This window comes from Flagellimonas flava (assembly GCF_900129665.1).
Lineage (GTDB): Bacteria > Bacteroidota > Bacteroidia > Flavobacteriales > Flavobacteriaceae > Flagellimonas > Flagellimonas flava.
This window is the reverse complement of sequence record NZ_FQWL01000001.1, coordinates 121,319-137,875: the sequence shown is the minus strand read 5'-3', so window position 1 is coordinate 137,875 and position 16,557 is coordinate 121,319. Positions and strand designations below refer to the sequence as shown.

General features: G+C 41.1%; 18 protein-coding genes. 12 read left to right on the top strand and 6 right to left on the bottom strand.

The genetic code is table 11. From position 1 onward, the window contains the following. Positions 1 to 3 precede the first annotated feature (3 nt). Entirely contained in the window at positions 4 to 777 is a 774-nt protein-coding gene (gene mazG / locus BUC10_RS00710; protein ID WP_073176004.1) for a nucleoside triphosphate pyrophosphohydrolase, read from the bottom strand. Between the two features lie 106 nt (positions 778 to 883). Here mazG and BUC10_RS00705 point away from each other — a divergent pair, with 106 nt between their 5' ends. After that, positions 884 to 1,558, top strand: coding sequence for an SGNH/GDSL hydrolase family protein (locus BUC10_RS00705; protein ID WP_245812743.1), 675 nt, complete (start codon positions 884 to 886; stop codon positions 1,556 to 1,558). Positions 1,559 to 1,560: 2 nt separating this feature from the next. Beyond that, a complete protein-coding gene (locus tag BUC10_RS00700; protein WP_073176003.1) occupies positions 1,561 to 3,135 on the top strand; it encodes a beta-N-acetylhexosaminidase in 1,575 nt (524 codons plus the stop codon). 3 nt (positions 3,136 to 3,138) lie between these two features. On the opposite strand, the gene BUC10_RS00695 is transcribed toward BUC10_RS00700, so the two are convergent. The 3 genes from BUC10_RS00695 to ruvX are packed head-to-tail and all read right to left on the bottom strand — an operon-like array spanning position 3,139 to position 4,630. After that, positions 3,139 to 3,573: a DUF5606 family protein gene (locus BUC10_RS00695; RefSeq protein ID WP_073176002.1), complete on the bottom strand. Its 435-nt coding sequence runs from the start codon at positions 3,571 to 3,573 to the stop codon at positions 3,139 to 3,141. 52 nt (positions 3,574 to 3,625) lie between these two features. Then, positions 3,626 to 4,216, bottom strand: coding sequence for a peptide deformylase (def, locus tag BUC10_RS00690; protein WP_073176001.1), 591 nt, complete (start codon positions 4,214 to 4,216; stop codon positions 3,626 to 3,628). A 3-nt stretch (positions 4,217 to 4,219) separates the two neighbouring features. Next, entirely contained in the window at positions 4,220 to 4,630 is a 411-nt protein-coding gene (gene ruvX, locus BUC10_RS00685) for a Holliday junction resolvase RuvX (protein ID WP_073177024.1), read from the bottom strand. A gap of 100 nt (positions 4,631 to 4,730) precedes the next feature. Between ruvX and BUC10_RS00680 the strand changes: the two genes are divergently transcribed. Next, positions 4,731 to 5,546 (top strand): 2,3,4,5-tetrahydropyridine-2,6-dicarboxylate N-succinyltransferase, encoded by an 816-nt coding sequence (locus tag BUC10_RS00680; RefSeq protein WP_073176000.1) that lies wholly within the window; start codon positions 4,731 to 4,733, stop codon positions 5,544 to 5,546. Between the two features lie 283 nt (positions 5,547 to 5,829). After that, on the top strand, positions 5,830 to 6,633 hold the full coding sequence (locus tag BUC10_RS00675) for a glycosyltransferase family 2 protein (RefSeq protein WP_073175999.1): 804 nt from the start codon (positions 5,830 to 5,832) through the stop codon (positions 6,631 to 6,633). On the opposite strand, the gene BUC10_RS00670 is transcribed toward BUC10_RS00675, so the two are convergent. Continuing rightward, the gene (locus tag BUC10_RS00670; protein ID WP_073175998.1) at positions 6,615 to 7,427 is read right to left on the bottom strand and encodes a glycosyltransferase family 2 protein; all 813 of its coding nucleotides are present in this window, start codon (positions 7,425 to 7,427) and stop codon (positions 6,615 to 6,617) included. The two genes, BUC10_RS00675 and BUC10_RS00670, sit on opposite strands and share 19 nt — an antisense overlap. Before the next feature lie 73 nt (positions 7,428 to 7,500). Here BUC10_RS00670 and BUC10_RS00665 point away from each other — a divergent pair, with 73 nt between their 5' ends. From BUC10_RS00665 to BUC10_RS00630, 8 genes are all read left to right on the top strand, one after another. After that, the gene (locus tag BUC10_RS00665) at positions 7,501 to 8,547 is read left to right on the top strand and encodes a glycosyltransferase family 52 (protein WP_073175997.1); all 1,047 of its coding nucleotides are present in this window, start codon (positions 7,501 to 7,503) and stop codon (positions 8,545 to 8,547) included. Positions 8,548 to 8,557: 10 nt separating this feature from the next. Beyond that, entirely contained in the window at positions 8,558 to 9,730 is a 1,173-nt protein-coding gene (locus tag BUC10_RS00660) for an acylneuraminate cytidylyltransferase (protein ID WP_313784220.1), read from the top strand. Beyond that, on the top strand, positions 9,720 to 10,589 hold the full coding sequence (locus tag BUC10_RS00655) for an N-acetylneuraminate synthase family protein (RefSeq protein WP_073175996.1): 870 nt from the start codon (positions 9,720 to 9,722) through the stop codon (positions 10,587 to 10,589). Before BUC10_RS00660 ends, BUC10_RS00655 begins: the two co-directional genes overlap by 11 nt. After that, a complete protein-coding gene (locus BUC10_RS00650; protein ID WP_073175995.1) occupies positions 10,590 to 11,162 on the top strand; it encodes an L-threonylcarbamoyladenylate synthase in 573 nt (190 codons plus the stop codon). Between the two features lies 1 nt (position 11,163). After that, entirely contained in the window at positions 11,164 to 12,600 is a 1,437-nt protein-coding gene (locus BUC10_RS00645; RefSeq protein ID WP_073175994.1) for a CCA tRNA nucleotidyltransferase, read from the top strand. Next, positions 12,587 to 13,603 carry a COX15/CtaA family protein gene (locus BUC10_RS00640; protein WP_073175993.1) on the top strand — a complete coding sequence of 339 codons (1,017 nt, stop codon included), beginning with the start codon at positions 12,587 to 12,589 and terminating at the stop codon, positions 13,601 to 13,603. The genes BUC10_RS00645 and BUC10_RS00640 overlap by 14 nt, the downstream gene beginning before the upstream one ends. 43 nt (positions 13,604 to 13,646) lie before the next feature. Beyond that, positions 13,647 to 14,141, top strand: a complete 495-nt coding sequence (locus BUC10_RS00635) for an IS1096 element passenger TnpR family protein (protein WP_073175992.1) — start codon at positions 13,647 to 13,649, stop codon at positions 14,139 to 14,141. Positions 14,142 to 14,227: 86 nt separating this feature from the next. Further along, a complete protein-coding gene (locus BUC10_RS00630; RefSeq protein ID WP_073175991.1) occupies positions 14,228 to 15,286 on the top strand; it encodes a nucleoid-associated protein in 1,059 nt (352 codons plus the stop codon). Between the two features lie 141 nt (positions 15,287 to 15,427). Here BUC10_RS00630 and BUC10_RS00625 read toward each other — a convergent pair whose 3' ends face one another. Then, positions 15,428 to 16,498 (bottom strand): hypothetical protein, encoded by a 1,071-nt coding sequence (locus tag BUC10_RS00625; protein WP_073175990.1) that lies wholly within the window; start codon positions 16,496 to 16,498, stop codon positions 15,428 to 15,430. Positions 16,499 to 16,557: the final 59 nt, after the last annotated feature.

Genomic DNA, 16,557 nt, shown 5'->3' with positions numbered 1-16,557 from the left:
AAATCACACCTTTTTGGCTTCCTCCCAGAACACATCCATCTCGGCAAGTGTCATTTCCTTAAGGGTCTTCCCAGATTCCTTTGCCTTGTTTTCCAAATATTGGAATCGTTTGATGAATTTTTTATTGGTGCGTTCCAGGGCATTTTCAGGATTAATATCCAAAAATCGAGCATAATTGACCATGGAGAAAAGCACATCCCCAAATTCAGATTCCAAACGATCGGGGTTCCCTTGTTTTAATTCTTCCTGAAGTTCGGAAAGTTCTTCCTGAACCTTCTCAAAAACCTGTCCTGGCCGCTCCCAGTCGAAACCTACTCCTGCAACCTTTTCCTGTATTCTATTGGCCTTGACCAAGGCCGGAAGGCTATTCGGAACACCTTCAAGCACACTCTTTTTTCCTTCTTTCAGTTTTATATTTTCCCAATTCTGTTTGACTTCCTCTTCATTCTCCACAGTGACATCACCGTAAATATGAGGATGTCTGTTGATGAGTTTCTCGCAAATTTCGTTGGCAACATCTGCAATGTCAAAATCATGGGTTTCGGACCCAATTTTTGCGTAAAAAATAATGTGCAGCAATAAATCACCCAGTTCTTTTTTCACCTCTTCCAAATCGTTATCCAGAATTGCATCACCCAATTCGTAGGTCTCCTCTATGGTCAGGTGCCTCAAAGTTTGCATGGTTTGTTTCTTATCCCACGGACATTGTTCCCTTAACTCATCCATGATCGTCAGTAGTCTATCTAATGCCTTCAGCTGCCCAGATCTTGCGTTCATCTATAAAATTTTATCTAAAAGTACAAAGACCATACTTTAGGACATACTGGATTTTTGGGTAATTTTAGAGTCTTTCATCTAATTATCAACAAATCCTAATACAACTATGAACTACGGCATTAAAACGTACTTGATTTCTTTAATAAGCTTGTTTTCCTTTGTTATCGTACTTGGGCAAAAAGAGCTTCCTTTCAAAAAAGAAGTGGAGGAAATCCAAGCCGGGCTAAAGGATTCGTGGGATATCTCCAAAATGACCATTGTGTTTACCGGTAGTTCCAGCATTAGAATGTGGAAAGACCTTCAAGACCGTTTTCCCGGGAGTCAAATCCTTAATACGGGTTTTGGGGGTTCCCAATCCTCCGATCTGGAGCATTATCTGGATGAACTGATTCTGGATTACAATCCCCAACAGGTATTTATTTATGAAGGGGACAATGACATCAATGCCAAAAAGAGTCCTCGAGATATTGTGGGGACTTTGGAAGATATCCTTGAAGAGCTTAAAGAAAGAAAGCCGGACCTGGACATTGTACTGATCTCTGCAAAGCCAAGTATTTCCAGATGGCACCTGAAACGAAGGTATATGAGATTGAACAAAAGGTTGAACAAATTGGCGTCCCAGACCAGCGGGGTCAGATTTGCAGATGTTTGGTCGGTTATGCTGAACAAAAGAAAACTGAAAAGAGATCTTTTTATTGAAGACGGACTTCATATGAACACCAAAGGCTATGATATTTGGTATGATGTCCTTAAAGATTATGTAAACAACAACACCTTATAATTATGCTACGTAAAGCACTTTTGGTTCTAATCTGCGTGATGGGCATTGCTGCCTGTCAACCAAAAAAGGAACCCATCAATTACCCGAAAACAGACTTGGCACAATCGGCCCTTATTCCAAAACCTTTGGATGTAGAGGCAACCCACAGCGCTTTTGGACTTGACCAAGCTACCGCTATCCAAACTTCTGAAACCGACCCACAATTTGTGGATGTGGGCCGCTTTCTTTCAGAAAAAATCAAGATAAAAACCGGTCTAGACCTTCCAGTTAATCAAACGGATAGCGAAAATGCTCCCGATCGTTTGGTTTTGATCAATCAATCTGACAGTGGAGATCTGCAAGGACCTGAATCCTATCTACTTGAAATAAAAAATGATTCTGTAGTACTTAATGCAAAAACGGCTGCGGGCGCTTTCAGAGGTATTCAAACCCTTCGCCAACTGATTCCGGAAGTTACTAACGATACCTTGACCGAACATTCTATGTGGTTGATTCCATCAGGGAAAATTACGGATACCCCAAAATTTGAATATCGGGGAAGTATGCTTGATGTGGCACGTCATTTCTTCACCGTTGAGGAGGTTAAAAAATATTTGGACATCTTGGCCTATTACAAGTACAATGTGCTTCATCTGCATCTTTCCGATGATCAGGGTTGGCGTATTGAAATTAAATCATGGCCCAAACTTACCGAGGTAGGTGGTGCTTCAGAAGTGGGTGGTGGACCAGGCGGATTCTATACCCAAGAACAATACAAGGATTTGGTCGCCTATGCCGCTGAGCGACATATTACCATTATTCCGGAAATTGACATGCCAGGACATACCAACGCCGCTTCTTTGAGCTACCCATTCTTAAACGGAAATGGAAAACCCTTAAAATCATATACTGGAACCAGGGTTGGTTTCAGCACTTTTGATGCCCAAAAAGATACTGTATATGCCTTTTTGGACGATGTGATTCGTGAGGTGGCCGCTATTTCGCCTGGGCCTTATTTTCATATTGGCGGGGATGAAAGCCACGTGACCAAAAAGAACGACTATATCACCTTTGTGGAGCGAGTTGAAAAAATAGTGCAGAAGCATGGGAAAAGAGCTTTTGGCTGGAATGAAATTGCCCAAGGAGATATTGATTCCACTACGGTCATCCATTTATGGAACGAACCCCATAGTGCATTGAAGGCTGCTAAAAATGGATCTAAAGTGGTATTGTCCCCAGCGGAGAAAACCTATTTGGATATGAAGTACGACTCCGTTTCCAAGTTTGGCTTAACTTGGGCAGGTCTCATTCCTGTTGATGTTGGTTACAAATGGGATCCTGAAACCTATATGGAGGGACTCCCTAGAGCAAGTATTTTAGGGCTTGAGGCTCCATTATGGTCGGAAACCATAAGTAATAGCGAAGAGCTCGAATATTTAGCATTTCCGCGCGCAATAGGATATGCCGAACTGGCATGGTCAGCGGAAGAGCATTGCAATTGGGAAGATTACAGGGAACGGTTGGCTAAACAAGTTCCTTATCTAAATAGCATGAAAGTCAACTATTATCCAACCAAATTGGTGGATTGGGAAAAGTAATGTCTATTCCTCTTCATCAGAAGTCACCGCGACTTCTTCGTCCTTAGGGTCGGAGAAGTCGGTGATTTTGTTCTCCAATAGCAAATTGTACCACTGCACAATTTTTTTGATATCACTGGCATACACACGGTCCTCATCATAATTGGGAAGGATTTCAAAGAAGTATTCCTCCAATTCAATTTTTGCGGCCTTGTGGCTAATTGAAGTTTTCTTCCCTCCTTCTTTCTCCACTATTTTCTGAAAAACCTCACGCAAAGGGACTTCCTCCTCCAAGGTATAAATGGCGATTTCAGATAAAACACTTACGTTGTTTCGCATTCCAACAGAAACACGTTTTCCGTCCAACAGCGATTCACCAACAAAACCAGAACGGGTCTGAGTTAACAACTTGTAAAGTCCAGGTCTTCCTGCAATTGATAAAATTTTATCCAGAGCCATATTTTCGTTTTATGCGCGCAAAATTATGCTTTTATCCCAAACGTCCTTTTTTTTAACGTCCTTTTTTGATATTGGGAAATTTCATTTTGTAATCAACGTTGATCTTTCCTTTGGAAATCTTGTCCAAACGACTTTTTAACAGCCGTTTTTTTAGCGAGGACAATTTGTCCGTAAACAGAATACCTTCTATATGATCGTACTCATGTTGAATAACCCTCGCCAAAAGCCCTCCATAGGTTTCTGAATGGGATTTGAAGTTCTCATCCAAGTAGTTAATGGTAATCTCGGGTTTCCGCTTTACATCTTCTCTTATATCAGGAATACTTAAGCATCCTTCATTAAAATCCCATTCCTCGCCTGCTTCTTCCTCAATTTTGGCATTGATGAACACCTTCTTAAATCCATTTAATGCTTCCTGGTCCTCAAGGCTCAACTCTTCATCATCCGCAAATGGTGATGTATCAACCAAGAACAACCGAATGGGAAGACCTATTTGGGGAGCTGCCAATCCCACACCGTGGGCATTGTACATGGTATCCCACATATTTGTAATCAGTTCCTTTAATTTTGGGTAATCCTTAGAAATGTCCTTGGCAACTTTCCGCAGTACAGGTTCTCCGTAGGCAACAATGGGTAAAATCATAAATCAAACTCTATTAAGGTAGGCCTGAAGGATGAGCGTGGCGCTAATTTCATCTATCAAAGCCTTGTTTTGGCGTTTTTTCTTCTTCATACCACCGGCCACCATGGATTGCATGGCCATTTTTGAGGTGAACCGTTCATCCTGTCGATCAATTGGGACTGTCGGAAAGGCTTTTCCCAACTTCTGCAAAAATGGTTGGATCAATTCCTCAGATTCGGATGGAGTGTTGTTCATTTGTTTGGGCAAGCCTACGACAAAACGCTCCACAGATTCTTTCTCAAGATAATTTTTAAGAAAATTGAGCAAATCTTTGGTTTCCACCGTGGTCAGTCCAGACGCTATCAATTGCAGCTCGTCAGTGACCGCAATACCAGTTCTTACCTTTCCAAAATCCAAAGCCAAAATCCTTGCCAACACCAAATTTTTCGCAAAAATAAACCTAAAAATGTTATGCCGTTAAAATAAGGGTGAATATTCTGGCGGCACGATTATCTTTGTCAAAATTTTAATAGACATGCTGCAGCTTAGAAAACGTATTGAAGATGCCTGGGACAACAGGGATCTGCTAAAAGAAGGGGAAACCCAAAAGGCCATACGGGAGGTGATAAATCTCATAGATTTGGGTGAGCTGCGCTGTGCCGAACCTGTTGCCGACGGATGGCAAATCAATGAATGGGTTAAAAAAGCCGTAGTCTTATACTTTCCCATACAAAAAATGGAAGTTTTGGAAGCCGGTATTTTCGAGTATCACGATAAGATTCCCTTAAAAAGTGGATACCAACAAAAGGGAGTCCGCGTAGTGCCTCACGCAGTAGCCAGACATGGTGCTTATATATCTTCTGGTACCATTTTAATGCCGAGCTATGTAAACATAGGTGCTTATGTAGATGAAGGCACTATGGTGGACACTTGGGCCACAGTTGGGAGCTGTGCCCAAATTGGCAAAAATGTCCATCTGAGTGGTGGAGTGGGTATTGGAGGTGTTCTAGAACCACTGCAAGCTGCACCTGTAATCATAGAGGACAATGCATTTATTGGGTCCAGATGTATTGTTGTTGAGGGAGTACGGGTAGAAAAAGAAGCTGTGCTTGGAGCCAATGTGGTACTTACCGCTTCTACCAAAATCATAGATGTTACCGGAGAAAAGCCCATTGAATTAAAGGGTAGGGTGCCAGCCCGTTCGGTGGTGATACCGGGAAGTTATACGAAGCAATTTGCTGCTGGCGAATATCAGGTTCCCTGTGCCCTGATTATCGGAAAAAGAAAAGAAAGCACGGATAAGAAAACATCTTTAAACAATGCTTTGCGGGAGCATGATGTAGCGGTTTAGAAAAGAAATGCGGAAGGGTATAATCGATACAAGCTGAATACCAATTCTTTATATCCATCAACATATCCACATATCATTGCATCAAAAAAAAATTAATTTGGCAAGCAACCAATTACACTTTTGCCATCTTTTACATACAAAACCACCTACCTTTTTAAAATTTCATGGAGTATTTATGAGGAATTCGAAAATCGATTCGGTGTAAGAAAATTACATAAGGAAACAATTTTCTCCTTAAAATTTTGTTATAATTTTGTAACTACCAAACCCTGTACCAATAAATATGGCTGGATTGAGCACCCCAAAGCAAAAGTTATCCGCGCTAGTAATTACGTATAATGAAATGGGCTACATTGAAAAATGTATTGATTCCGTTTCATTTGCAGACGAGATTATAGTGGTGGATTCGTACAGTACCGATGGAACTTATGAATACCTTCAACAACGTCCCAATGTGAAGGTCATCCAACATCCCTTTGAAAATTTTACGGCACAAAAATCCTATGCACTACGACAGGCTTCGAACAACTGGGTTCTATTCGTGGATGCCGATGAGGTGGTCAACAAAAGGCTGCAAAGTGAAATTGTTGAGACCATAAACAATCCTAAAGCGTGTGCAGCATATTGGTTCTATCGTAAGTTTATGTTTCAGAATGAACCATTGAACTACAGTGGTTGGCAAACTGACAAAAACCATAGGCTTTTTCAAAAAAGCAAGGCCAAGTATACTGACAAGAAATTGGTGCACGAAACCTTGGAAGTGGATGGGACATCCTGCATCCTAAATGAAAGACTCACCCACTATTGTTACAAAAATTATGAAGATTACAAGGGCAAAATGCTTCGCTACGGCCAATTGAAGGCCAAAGAATCTTTTTACAAGGAAAAGCATTTCAATTATGCCCTGTTGATCATAAAACCTTTTTGGAAGTTTTTCAACCATTACGTTATCCGACTTGGATTCTTGGACGGTAAGAAAGGTATTATTATCTCTTACTTGAATGCCTTAAGTGTTTTGGAGCGCTATCGTGAACTTAAGCGATTGGAAAAGAAGAATGAGCTTACCTATTATTTGGTAATGCCGTGATGACTCCACACTGATTTAGTGCTTTTGGTTTCCCTTCGGATAGCCTTGTTCTTTGATAGGGCCTCTTCATTCCTATAACCGCGGTCATGATCTAGGTGTACGCAAACTGCACTATAGCGGAGCTGCTTGGCTTTAATTCCAAAATTCACCATACGCTCGCCCATTTCGCGATCCTCACCGCCATACTGCATCCGCTCGTCAAAACCATTAACGTTTAGAATATCCTGTTTCCATGCGGATGAGTTGTGGCCATTCCAGCTTGGATTAGTAGGCGTAAACGCATTTAAAAGCTTGGAAATAAACCCATTTGCAGTAAGCTTATTGTTCTTAAAGGTTTGAGGGATTCCCTTTTCCTTAAGCCATTGGATGTTAAAACAGTTCTGCTCTAGTATATCCTGTTTTGTTATGGCCAAGGATATGTTCATAGGTAACATATAATAGCCCCCTGAAATAAAAGTTGAAGGTGCTTTGTTGATATAATGAACTTCCACAAAATCTTCTCTGGGAATGCAGTCCCCGTCGGTCATAATAATATAGTCCGCTTCGGTAGCCACAATCGCCTTGTTAAGAATTCTGCATTTCTGAAAACCATCATCTTCCTGCCAAACATGCTTGATGGGATAACTTAGCTGGTTTCGTAGTTCCTCTATCCTTTTCCTGGTAGCGTCTGAAGAACCATCATCAGCAATCACAACCTCAAAATCCTTGTAGGTCTGACAGTCGAAACCCCAAAGGACTTTTTCAAGCCAATCAGGTTTGTTATAGGTGCTTATAATTACGCTCAGGGCAGGCATTAACTAGAGTTTTTAGTACTTTTGCAAATGTAGTTTTTTGAGGTACATCCTCCACACAATTCCTATATTTTCTATGCAACGAACCTATGTTGGGTCTACAATATACCATATTTATCTATCCCTGATACATATCCTAAAAGACTCTAATGGGTCCGTTGATGATTACGGGGACAACCTGCTTTTTTTGGTGGAGAGCACCCCTATGATAGAAACCCTTATCCCCAATCTGAAAAAACGATTTTTCAGGGATGTCCATATCATTTCGGAGCGCAGAGACCACGTAAAAGACTTGGGTAAATTAAATTATTCCGTGAGAAGGAAATCCAAACTGATTCCCTATCTGGAAAACAGACATCCTACGTTAAAAAAGGAAAAGGAGTTCATTAAAAATTCAGAACTCTACCTGTGCGATACGGATTCGTCAAAGAGTTACTTCTTATACGAATTTGGAAAGAATAGGGATATAAACATGATTGAAGATGGCGCCAGGACCTATATTAAACGTCACTCGACCTTTGAACAGTTTCTAAAAACCTTCATAACCAAAACACCCATTGGCGGTGGGTTCGATAAGGAGATAAAAACAATTTACGCCCAATTTCCAAGAAAATTACCTAAGGCATTGCAAGGGAAATCCAAGGAACTCAATATCAAAAAAGAAGTTGCCCTTTGGTCCAAGACACTTAAAAAAGAGGTGTTTGACATTTTTTTGAATTCAGGCTCCCTAGAAATACCAAATAAGAACAACGCCCTCATTCTCACCCAACCTATCTCAGAGGACAAGGTCATTAAAAATGAGGCGGTAAAAATTGAGATTTACAAGGATGTGGTTTCAAAAATTCCCAAGAATATGAACATCATCTTAAAAACCCATCCCAGGGAACTAACAAAATATAAAGAGCATTTTAAGGATATAACCGTTTTGCCCGCGCTCTTCCCCATAGAAATCCTTGGCCTAAAGGAAGGTTTTCACTTTGAGCAAGGCTACACACTTTTTTCAACCGCACTGTCCAACCTAGAAATAGTAAAGGAGCGCTTTTTCCTAGGTAAGGATTATTTGGATAAATTTACCGTTGGCGCCACAAGGGATTTGATAAAAAATATGGAGATCCCATCTTAAACCGCAACAAATGAAGATAAAAACCATAGGCTTTATTCCACTACGGAAAGATTCCAAGGGTATTCCGGGGAAAAATAAAAAGAAACTTTTGGGAAGACCTCTTTTTTCTTGGGCACTCACAGAGGCCATCTTCTCCAATCTTGACGAGGTTTATGTGTTCACCGATGACGAGGAAATCATTTCCTACATTGGCAAAAACTATTCCTGGAGCAAAAAAGTAAAGACCTTAAAAAGGTCCCCTGAAAATGCTTCGGATACGGCCAGTACAGAATCTGCCATGCTTGAGTTTTCTGGTTTAATAGATCACAATTATGATATCTTCTGTCTACTGCAGGCCACTTCCCCCCTCACCCAACGTGACCATATCAATCAGGCACTGCAGGCGTTACAGAAAGAGGGCAAAGATGCGGTCGTTAGCGTGGTGCGTACACACCGGTTTATTTGGTCGGAAGATGGAAAAAGTATTAACTATGATTATACCAAAAGACCTAGAAGACAGGACTTTGAAGGGCTTTTAATTGAGAATGGGTCCATTTATGCAACCCACAAAAAGGCACTGTTGGAATCAGGCAACCGATTGAGCGGAAACATTGGCATCATCGAAATGCCGGAAGATACGCTTACAGAAATTGACTCTGAGACCGATTGGCAAATCATTGAACAATTATTGATCTCTCGGTTTAAAGGGGAAAAGAAACCACAACAGATCAAACATCTAATCCTAGATGTGGATGGTGTTTTTACCGATGGTAGAATCGTTTACAATGCTGAGGGTGAATTTTCAAAGACCTTCGATATGCGTGATGGAATGGGACTGGAAATCATAAGACAGCACAATGTCAATGTGATGGTCATGACTTCCGAGAATTCCGAAACCGTAGCTCAACGCATGAAAAAGTTGAAGATTTCCGATGTGTTCCTTGGGGTCAAGGATAAATTCTCATTTCTAGAAAACCTAAGAAATGAACGGAATCTAAGCCCACAGGAAATCGCTTACATTGGAGATGATGTCAACGATATGGCCAACATGTTAAGGGTAGGATGGTCCTTTTGCCCCTCCAATGCCACAAAACCTATTAAGCAAATTGCTGACATAACCTTGAATAATGCCTCAGCGCAGGGAGCCATACGTGAAGCCTGCGAATTTATCATAAACTACAATCTAAGATTTAATGACCTATAAAGAACCCTATATCATTGCCGAAATTGGTTGCAACCACAAAGGCGATATGAAAATTGCCAAAGAATTGATCTATATGTCCAAAATCTTTGGTAATGCCAATGCTGTAAAGTTTCAGAAAAGGAACAACAAAGAATTGTTGACGGAAAAGCAGTATAACGAGCCCCATCCCAATCCTGTAAACTCGTACGGTAGCACTTATGGAGAACATCGGGAGTTTCTTGAGTTTGATGTGGAACAACATCGAGAATTAATGGCATATTGTAACGAAGTGGGCATTACCTATTCCACTTCGGTTTGGGAGACCACCTCGGCCAAGGAAATTTCTAGCCTAAATCCTGAATTCATAAAAATCCCATCCGCGTGCAACAATAACTTTGAAATGCTGGGATGGCTGTGTGATAATTATGAAGGAGAACTGCATGTGTCCACAGGGATGACCACCAAAGATGAAATTTCCACCCTTATCGATTTTTTTGAAGAACGAGGTCGGGCAAAGGATTTGGTGGTGTACAACTGTACCTCTGGATACCCAGTTCCTTTTGAGGATATTTGCTTGCTTGACATCCTGAAGCTTAAGGAGCAATATGATTCACGAGTTAAGAGCATTGGGTTTTCTGGCCACCATCTGGGTATTGCGGTCGACGTGGCGGCTTATACATTGGGTGCCCATATCATTGAGCGTCACTTCACACTGGACAGAACTTGGAAGGGAACCGATCATGCAGCGTCCTTGGAACCTATGGGACTTCGAAAATTATGTCGTGATCTTAGGGCAACCCACAAAGCACTCACTTACAAATCCAAGGACATTTTGGATATTGAAAGTGTCCAACGGGAAAAACTCAAGTACAAGAAATAAATGAAACCTGATTTTTTACCCGAAATGGACAGCGCATTTAACACGCTGCAAGATGGCGGGTTGATCCTCTACCCAACGGACACCGTTTGGGGCATTGGCTGCGATGCCACCAACCCGGAAGCCGTTAAAAAAGTATACGCGCTGAAACAAAGGGAAGATAGCAAGGCGTTAATCTGCATGGTGAGCAACCAGGCCATGTTGGAACGGCACGTAAAAGAGGTCCCTGAGGCAGCTTACGACATCATTGATCTGGCCACCAAGCCCACAACCATTGTATTTGACGAACCACAAGGTATTGCCAAAAACCTTATTGCCGAAGACAATACCATTGCAATCCGTGTAGCCTCGGATAAATTTTGTCAATACCTTATCAATAAATTTAGGAAACCAATTGTATCGACCTCCGCCAATATTTCAGGATTTCCAACACCAAAATCTTTTAAGGAGATAGCACCAGAAATTTTAAAAGGAGTGGACTATGTGGTAAATTTGCCGGACGAAAACAAAAACCCTTCCCCATCATCAATTATTAAATTGGGTAATGATGGTTTGGTCAAGGTAATCCGGGAATAAAATGACGCAGGAATTCCACAAAGAAGCCATACAACATCCCATTTTTGAGCTTATCGGAAAAACTTCAGAAGAGCTGGGCATGGATGCCTACGTTATTGGTGGTTTTGTGCGGGACTATTTGCTGGACAGGGGCAGCCCAAAGGATATTGATATTGTTGCCATTGGCAGTGGTATAGCACTTGCCGAAAAGGTAGCCTCAAAATTGGAAGGAAAGCCGCAAGTAGCAGTTTTCAAAAACTTTGGGACCGCCATGATAAAGCACCAGGGATTAGAACTGGAATTTGTTGGTGCCCGAAAGGAAAGCTACCAAAGGAACAGCAGAAAACCCATTGTGGAAGATGGCACGCTTCAAGATGACCAGAACAGGAGGGATTTTACCATCAATGCCATGGCTCTCTCTCTAAACCCAACAGATTTTGGCACACTACTCGATCCCTTTGGCGGAAGGCTCGACCTGGGTAAGAAATGCATCAGAACTCCTTTGGAACCAGGTATAACCTATTCCGATGACCCTTTACGGATGATGCGGGCCATTCGTTTTGCTGCCCAATTGGATTTTAATATTGAGCTGGAATCGCTAAGAGCAATCACCTCACATAAAGACCGGATTAAAATTGTATCCGAGGAACGGATCGTAGACGAGCTCCACAAAATACTGCTTAGCAAAAAACCTTCCCTGGGTTTTAAGCTAATGCACCAAACCGGACTCCTTCACCTTATACTTCCAGAACTGACCGCATTACAGGGCATTGAGGAAATTGAAGGACAAAGGCACAAGGACAATTTTTGGCATACCTTGGAAGTAGTGGACAATATTGCAGAGACCACCGACAATCTATGGTTACGTTGGGCGGCATTGCTACATGATATTGGAAAAGCCCCCACTAAGCGTTTTCACAAAAAAATTGGATGGACGTTTCACGCACATGAGTTTGTGGGCTCCAAAATGGTGTACAAACTCTTTAAACGATTACGGATGCCCTTGAACGACAAGATGAAATTCGTTCAAAAAATGGTGCTGATGAGTTCAAGGCCCATTATTCTTTCCGAAGACCATGTGACCGATTCTGCGGTGCGCAGATTAGTCTTTGACGCGGGGGAATTTGTGGATGATCTTATGACCTTGTGCGAAGCGGATATCACCACAAAGAATCCAAAAAAACAAAAGCGTTACAAGAACAATTTCCAAATTGTTCGTCAAAAGATTGTGGAGGTGGAAGAACGAGATCATGTTAGAAACTTTCAACCCCCTGTTACCGGAGAGGAGATTATGGAAACCTTTAACCTAAAACCTTCGAAGGAGATAGGTATTTTGAAAGACGCCATAAAAGAGGCCATTTTAGAAGGTGAAATTCCAAATGAACATGGTGCTGCTTTCGCTTATATGCTTGAAAAAGGAAAAAAAATGAACTTGACACCTAAAAATGACAAAATCTAACAGACCTATAATTTATTGGTTATTGACTGGGTGCGTATTAGTTTTCATCATGGTGGTCGTTGGTGGTATAACACGGCTGACCCATTCCGGGCTTTCCATGTCCGATTACAACCTCATCAGCGGTACGCTCCCCCCTATGAACGAACAGGAATGGCAAGAGGCCTTTGAGCTCTACCAACAATTTCCTGAGTACCAAAAACTGAATTATCATTTTACACTAGAAGATTTTAAAAGTATCTATTTCTGGGAATGGCTCCATCGCGTAATTGGAAGGTTTATCGGCATCGTATTCATTGTTCCCTTCTTGTTCTTTTGGATAACCAAAAGATTGGATAAACCCATCCTAAAAAAGTGTTTTCTTCTGCTTTTCCTAGGGGGATTTCAAGGTTTTCTGGGTTGGTATATGGTAAAAAGCGGTCTGGTGGACCGCCCGGATGTATCCCATTATAGGTTGGCTGCTCATTTAACTACTGCCTTTATCACCTTTGCCTACAGCCTCTGGGTCGCCCTAGACCTAGTTTTCCCAAGCAAAAAGCAAATCGAAAAGAGTATTCGAAATCTTGTTCGTTTCGCCCTCGTTGTTTTATTGCTTCAGATTGTGTGGGGAGCTTTCGTGGCAGGCTTGGATGCTGGCTTTATACACAATCATTGGCCCTTAATGAGTGAAGGAAAGGTTATCCATGAAACTGTTTATATTGAACAACAGCCCGTCCTAAAGAATTTTTACGAAGGAAAGAGTGGAGTTCAGTTTATACATCGGTATTTGGCCTATGTAGTTGTGGCTTTCGTGTTACTTATTTGGTACAAGACCAAAGATAAAGCCCTAACCAGATTTCAACAAAATGGGGTGAAATCCCTTTTGATCCTGGTTACCCTGCAATTTATTTTGGGTGTATTTACCCTAATATGGGCGGTACCCCTTTGGCTTGGCGTCCTGCACCAGGTCGGCGCTTTTTTTCTTTTGGCCGGCATGACGTTTACCTTACACCGATTCACAAAATAAAATAGTATTTGTTGTAACTTTGACCCTATTTTAATTTTTGCTGATGATTTATAAAATCAGGGTAATTCTTGATGCCGAAGAAGATATTTTTAGAGACTTGGAAATTGAAGCCTCCGATTCTCTGGAAGAGTTTCATAACGCCATAACCCAGGCCTTTGGTTTTGGTGGAAGTGAAATGGCATCCTTTTACACTTGTGATGAGGAATGGAACCAGGATGAGGAAATTGCACTTTTTGATATGGGTGAAAATGGTTCCGATGTACGCTTGATGAACGAGACTTCCCTAGATGATGTACTGACTGAACAAAACCCAAAACTTATTTACGTCTACGACTTTTTAAGTATGTGGACATTTTTTATTGAGCTTGCTGATATTGTCGAAAAAGAAAATGGACGAAGCTATCCCAATTTACTGTTCAGTTTTGGGGAGCTTCCAGATTCCCCTCCGGAAAAAAAGTTTGAATCCAAGCCTTCAGTGGACTTTGACGATTCGTTCGACAGCTATGATGACTTCGACTTTGATGAAAACTGGAACTAAAGCTCAAATTCAAGTCCAAAACTCAAACCCATGATTTAGAAAATCATTAAATCTTAGCCTTTTACCTTTTAAACCCTTTTTCCGAAATGCTCAACTTTTATTCTGCCCAAATCGAAAATCTTTCCCTGCACAGTGTAGGTAACAAAAGCAAGAACGAACCTATCTTTTTATCCCAAGAGCCCTTTTCGCTCAATGATGAAATGGCGGGAGTGCTTAAAGAGTACTTTTTTAAGCCTTTTCGAGAAAAAGAGGAAAATTATTTTAGATTTTCCCACGAGGCAGATCTAGAGTTTAATGAAGTGTACCAATCGGTTGAGGCACTTCTTAAACCTTCGTCAGACTTTCATGAATTATCCAAGAAAATTACCACCCATCTTTACGAACAATCCAGTCACCCCCACATTAAAAGTGGTGAGGTATATGTAGTTCATTTTTCCGATATGGTCATAGACAACCAAAAAACGGAGGCCATTGGTATTTTTAAAAGTGAGCTGAAGCACGATTTCCTTCAATTTGCCGAAAAAGGTCAAAATTTGGAGATTTTGATCCGCCAGGGCATCAACATCAACAAGTTGGACAAAGGTTGCATTGTCTTTAACGTAGAACAAGAAGAGGGTTATAAAGTACTTTCGGTGGATAGCAATCGTTATGATGCGAAATATTGGTTGGAGAATTTCTTGGGATTGATTCCATTGACCGATGAAAACTTTTATACCAAAAACTACCTAAAGTTCTGTCAAAACTTTGCCAAGGATGTGGTATTGCCCGCGGAGGACAAACAACAGGAAGTGCTTTTTATGAACAGGGCCGTAAATCATTTCGCAAAGAACGATGCCTTTGAGGAAAGCTCATTTTTGAACGAGGTGATGGAAAACCCTGAGCTTATTCCCGAGTTCAAACACTATAAGGTTGAAAAAGGACCCAAATACAGTATCGAGGATGTTTCCAACTTTGACATTGCCAACAAAGCCGTTTCCGATGCCCGAAAAAAAATTAAGAATGTCATTAACCTGGATACCAATATTCAGATTAAGATGGACTTCATCAACCCGGAATCTGCTGAAAAATTTGTAGAGAAAGGATGGGATGAGGAGCGACAGATGTACTACTATCTAGTGTATTTCAATAAGGAACAAAAGAGCTAGTCTTAACAGAGGTTCCGGTTCTAACTCAAATTCAGGTTTAGGTTTTGGTTTAGGTTCTAGAAGTATGTAGATTTCTTATTGTCATTGGCAAACAAACCAATCTAAACAAAATCAAACCTCCTGATTTCAGACATTTGCACCCTAGGCATCAAAAATGGTGCTCATATTTACATCCTGGTAATTGCGTCTTACAAAATCCAAAGCAAGGGATAGCACTTCTCCCATTGTTTTGCACCGCTTAAAACCCATGTCCTTTGTAAGCTCGTATATCTGCAACTTTAGGTCATTAATGTTTTCATCAAGCGAAATATGGTCTGTTTTGCTAATACTTACCAAACGCTTGATGCGATTACCAGAACTGATGATGCGTTTGGCCACTATGGAACGCTCTTCTATTTTATACTGATCAACAGAGTATTTCTGCAGTTTGGTGCGGACCAACTCCACCATCTGAAAGTTTTCCTTGAAAAACTGTGGTCGGTATACCTTAAGTTTTCCCTCAAAACACTGTTGATCAAAATCAATGGCCCTGATTTTATAGACTACATGGTCAAAATCGTGTACGGGTACAATCACATAGTTGTAGGAGCGCATATCTCCCAACAACCGAATCATACAGCGTTCATTAAACTTGACGAACTCCTTGGCCAATTGTGCCTTTTCGGCTTCCGTGCATTTGGGCAACATGTCTTCTATAAAAACATCTCCTGGAATTCCTGCAATATGCTCCTCGATCAAGGTGTCGCCATACACTAAAAAGTTTAGGTTATAGGGCGAAAGCATATGTTCCAACTCCAACCCATAAACGCGGGACGCATCTGTTTTTTTTACGTAGAAATAGGTGTAGTTATCATTTAGGATATTCCGGATCTTAATACGAAATGGTTTGGAGTTCCCAAAAGTACAGTAGTCCACGGCATCCACATTGAGATATTCCAGAATACGATCTCCACCATCAGAATGTAAAATGGAATAGACCTTTTTAAGACTTAAATCGATTTCCTCGCGTTCAAAATCGGAATAGTATACCCTAACCCAAAGTGTATCGGCTCCTTCCGAGTCATAGACCACCACAGAACCAGAAAAGCGTAAGAGGTCTTCGTAAAAAATTGGGATTTCTATCTTGCGACTATACCGGTGCAGGTATCCATCCAACTTTTTGTTGACCGGATACGCTGGTTTTTTCTTGGACATCAACTTTTCTTCGGACATTCTTTCCCTAATTTGTAACAAAATTGGCTATACCTCGTCAAGTTACTATAAACTAATCA

What these genes read in the sequence shown, in the direction of transcription:
- mazG (WP_073176004.1), bottom strand. Translation starts at nt 777, where the DNA reads ATGAACGCAAGATCTGGGCAGCTGAAGGCATTAGATAGACTACTGACG.
- BUC10_RS00705 (WP_245812743.1), top strand. Translation starts at nt 884, where the DNA reads ATGAACTACGGCATTAAAACGTACTTGATTTCTTTAATAAGCTTGTTT.
- BUC10_RS00700 (WP_073176003.1), top strand. Translation starts at nt 1,561, where the DNA reads ATGCTACGTAAAGCACTTTTGGTTCTAATCTGCGTGATGGGCATTGCT.
- BUC10_RS00695 (WP_073176002.1), bottom strand. Translation starts at nt 3,573, where the DNA reads ATGGCTCTGGATAAAATTTTATCAATTGCAGGAAGACCTGGACTTTAC.
- def (WP_073176001.1), bottom strand. Translation starts at nt 4,216, where the DNA reads ATGATTTTACCCATTGTTGCCTACGGAGAACCTGTACTGCGGAAAGTT.
- BUC10_RS00680 (WP_073176000.1), top strand. Translation starts at nt 4,731, where the DNA reads ATGCTGCAGCTTAGAAAACGTATTGAAGATGCCTGGGACAACAGGGAT.
- BUC10_RS00675 (WP_073175999.1), top strand. Translation starts at nt 5,830, where the DNA reads ATGGCTGGATTGAGCACCCCAAAGCAAAAGTTATCCGCGCTAGTAATT.
- BUC10_RS00670 (WP_073175998.1), bottom strand. Translation starts at nt 7,427, where the DNA reads ATGCCTGCCCTGAGCGTAATTATAAGCACCTATAACAAACCTGATTGG.
- BUC10_RS00665 (WP_073175997.1), top strand. Translation starts at nt 7,501, where the DNA reads ATGCAACGAACCTATGTTGGGTCTACAATATACCATATTTATCTATCC.
- BUC10_RS00660 (WP_313784220.1), top strand. Translation starts at nt 8,558, where the DNA reads ATGAAGATAAAAACCATAGGCTTTATTCCACTACGGAAAGATTCCAAG.
- BUC10_RS00655 (WP_073175996.1), top strand. Translation starts at nt 9,720, where the DNA reads ATGACCTATAAAGAACCCTATATCATTGCCGAAATTGGTTGCAACCAC.
- BUC10_RS00650 (WP_073175995.1), top strand. Translation starts at nt 10,590, where the DNA reads ATGAAACCTGATTTTTTACCCGAAATGGACAGCGCATTTAACACGCTG.
- BUC10_RS00645 (WP_073175994.1), top strand. Translation starts at nt 11,164, where the DNA reads ATGACGCAGGAATTCCACAAAGAAGCCATACAACATCCCATTTTTGAG.
- BUC10_RS00640 (WP_073175993.1), top strand. Translation starts at nt 12,587, where the DNA reads ATGACAAAATCTAACAGACCTATAATTTATTGGTTATTGACTGGGTGC.
- BUC10_RS00635 (WP_073175992.1), top strand. Translation starts at nt 13,647, where the DNA reads ATGATTTATAAAATCAGGGTAATTCTTGATGCCGAAGAAGATATTTTT.
- BUC10_RS00630 (WP_073175991.1), top strand. Translation starts at nt 14,228, where the DNA reads ATGCTCAACTTTTATTCTGCCCAAATCGAAAATCTTTCCCTGCACAGT.
- BUC10_RS00625 (WP_073175990.1), bottom strand. Translation starts at nt 16,498, where the DNA reads ATGTCCGAAGAAAAGTTGATGTCCAAGAAAAAACCAGCGTATCCGGTC.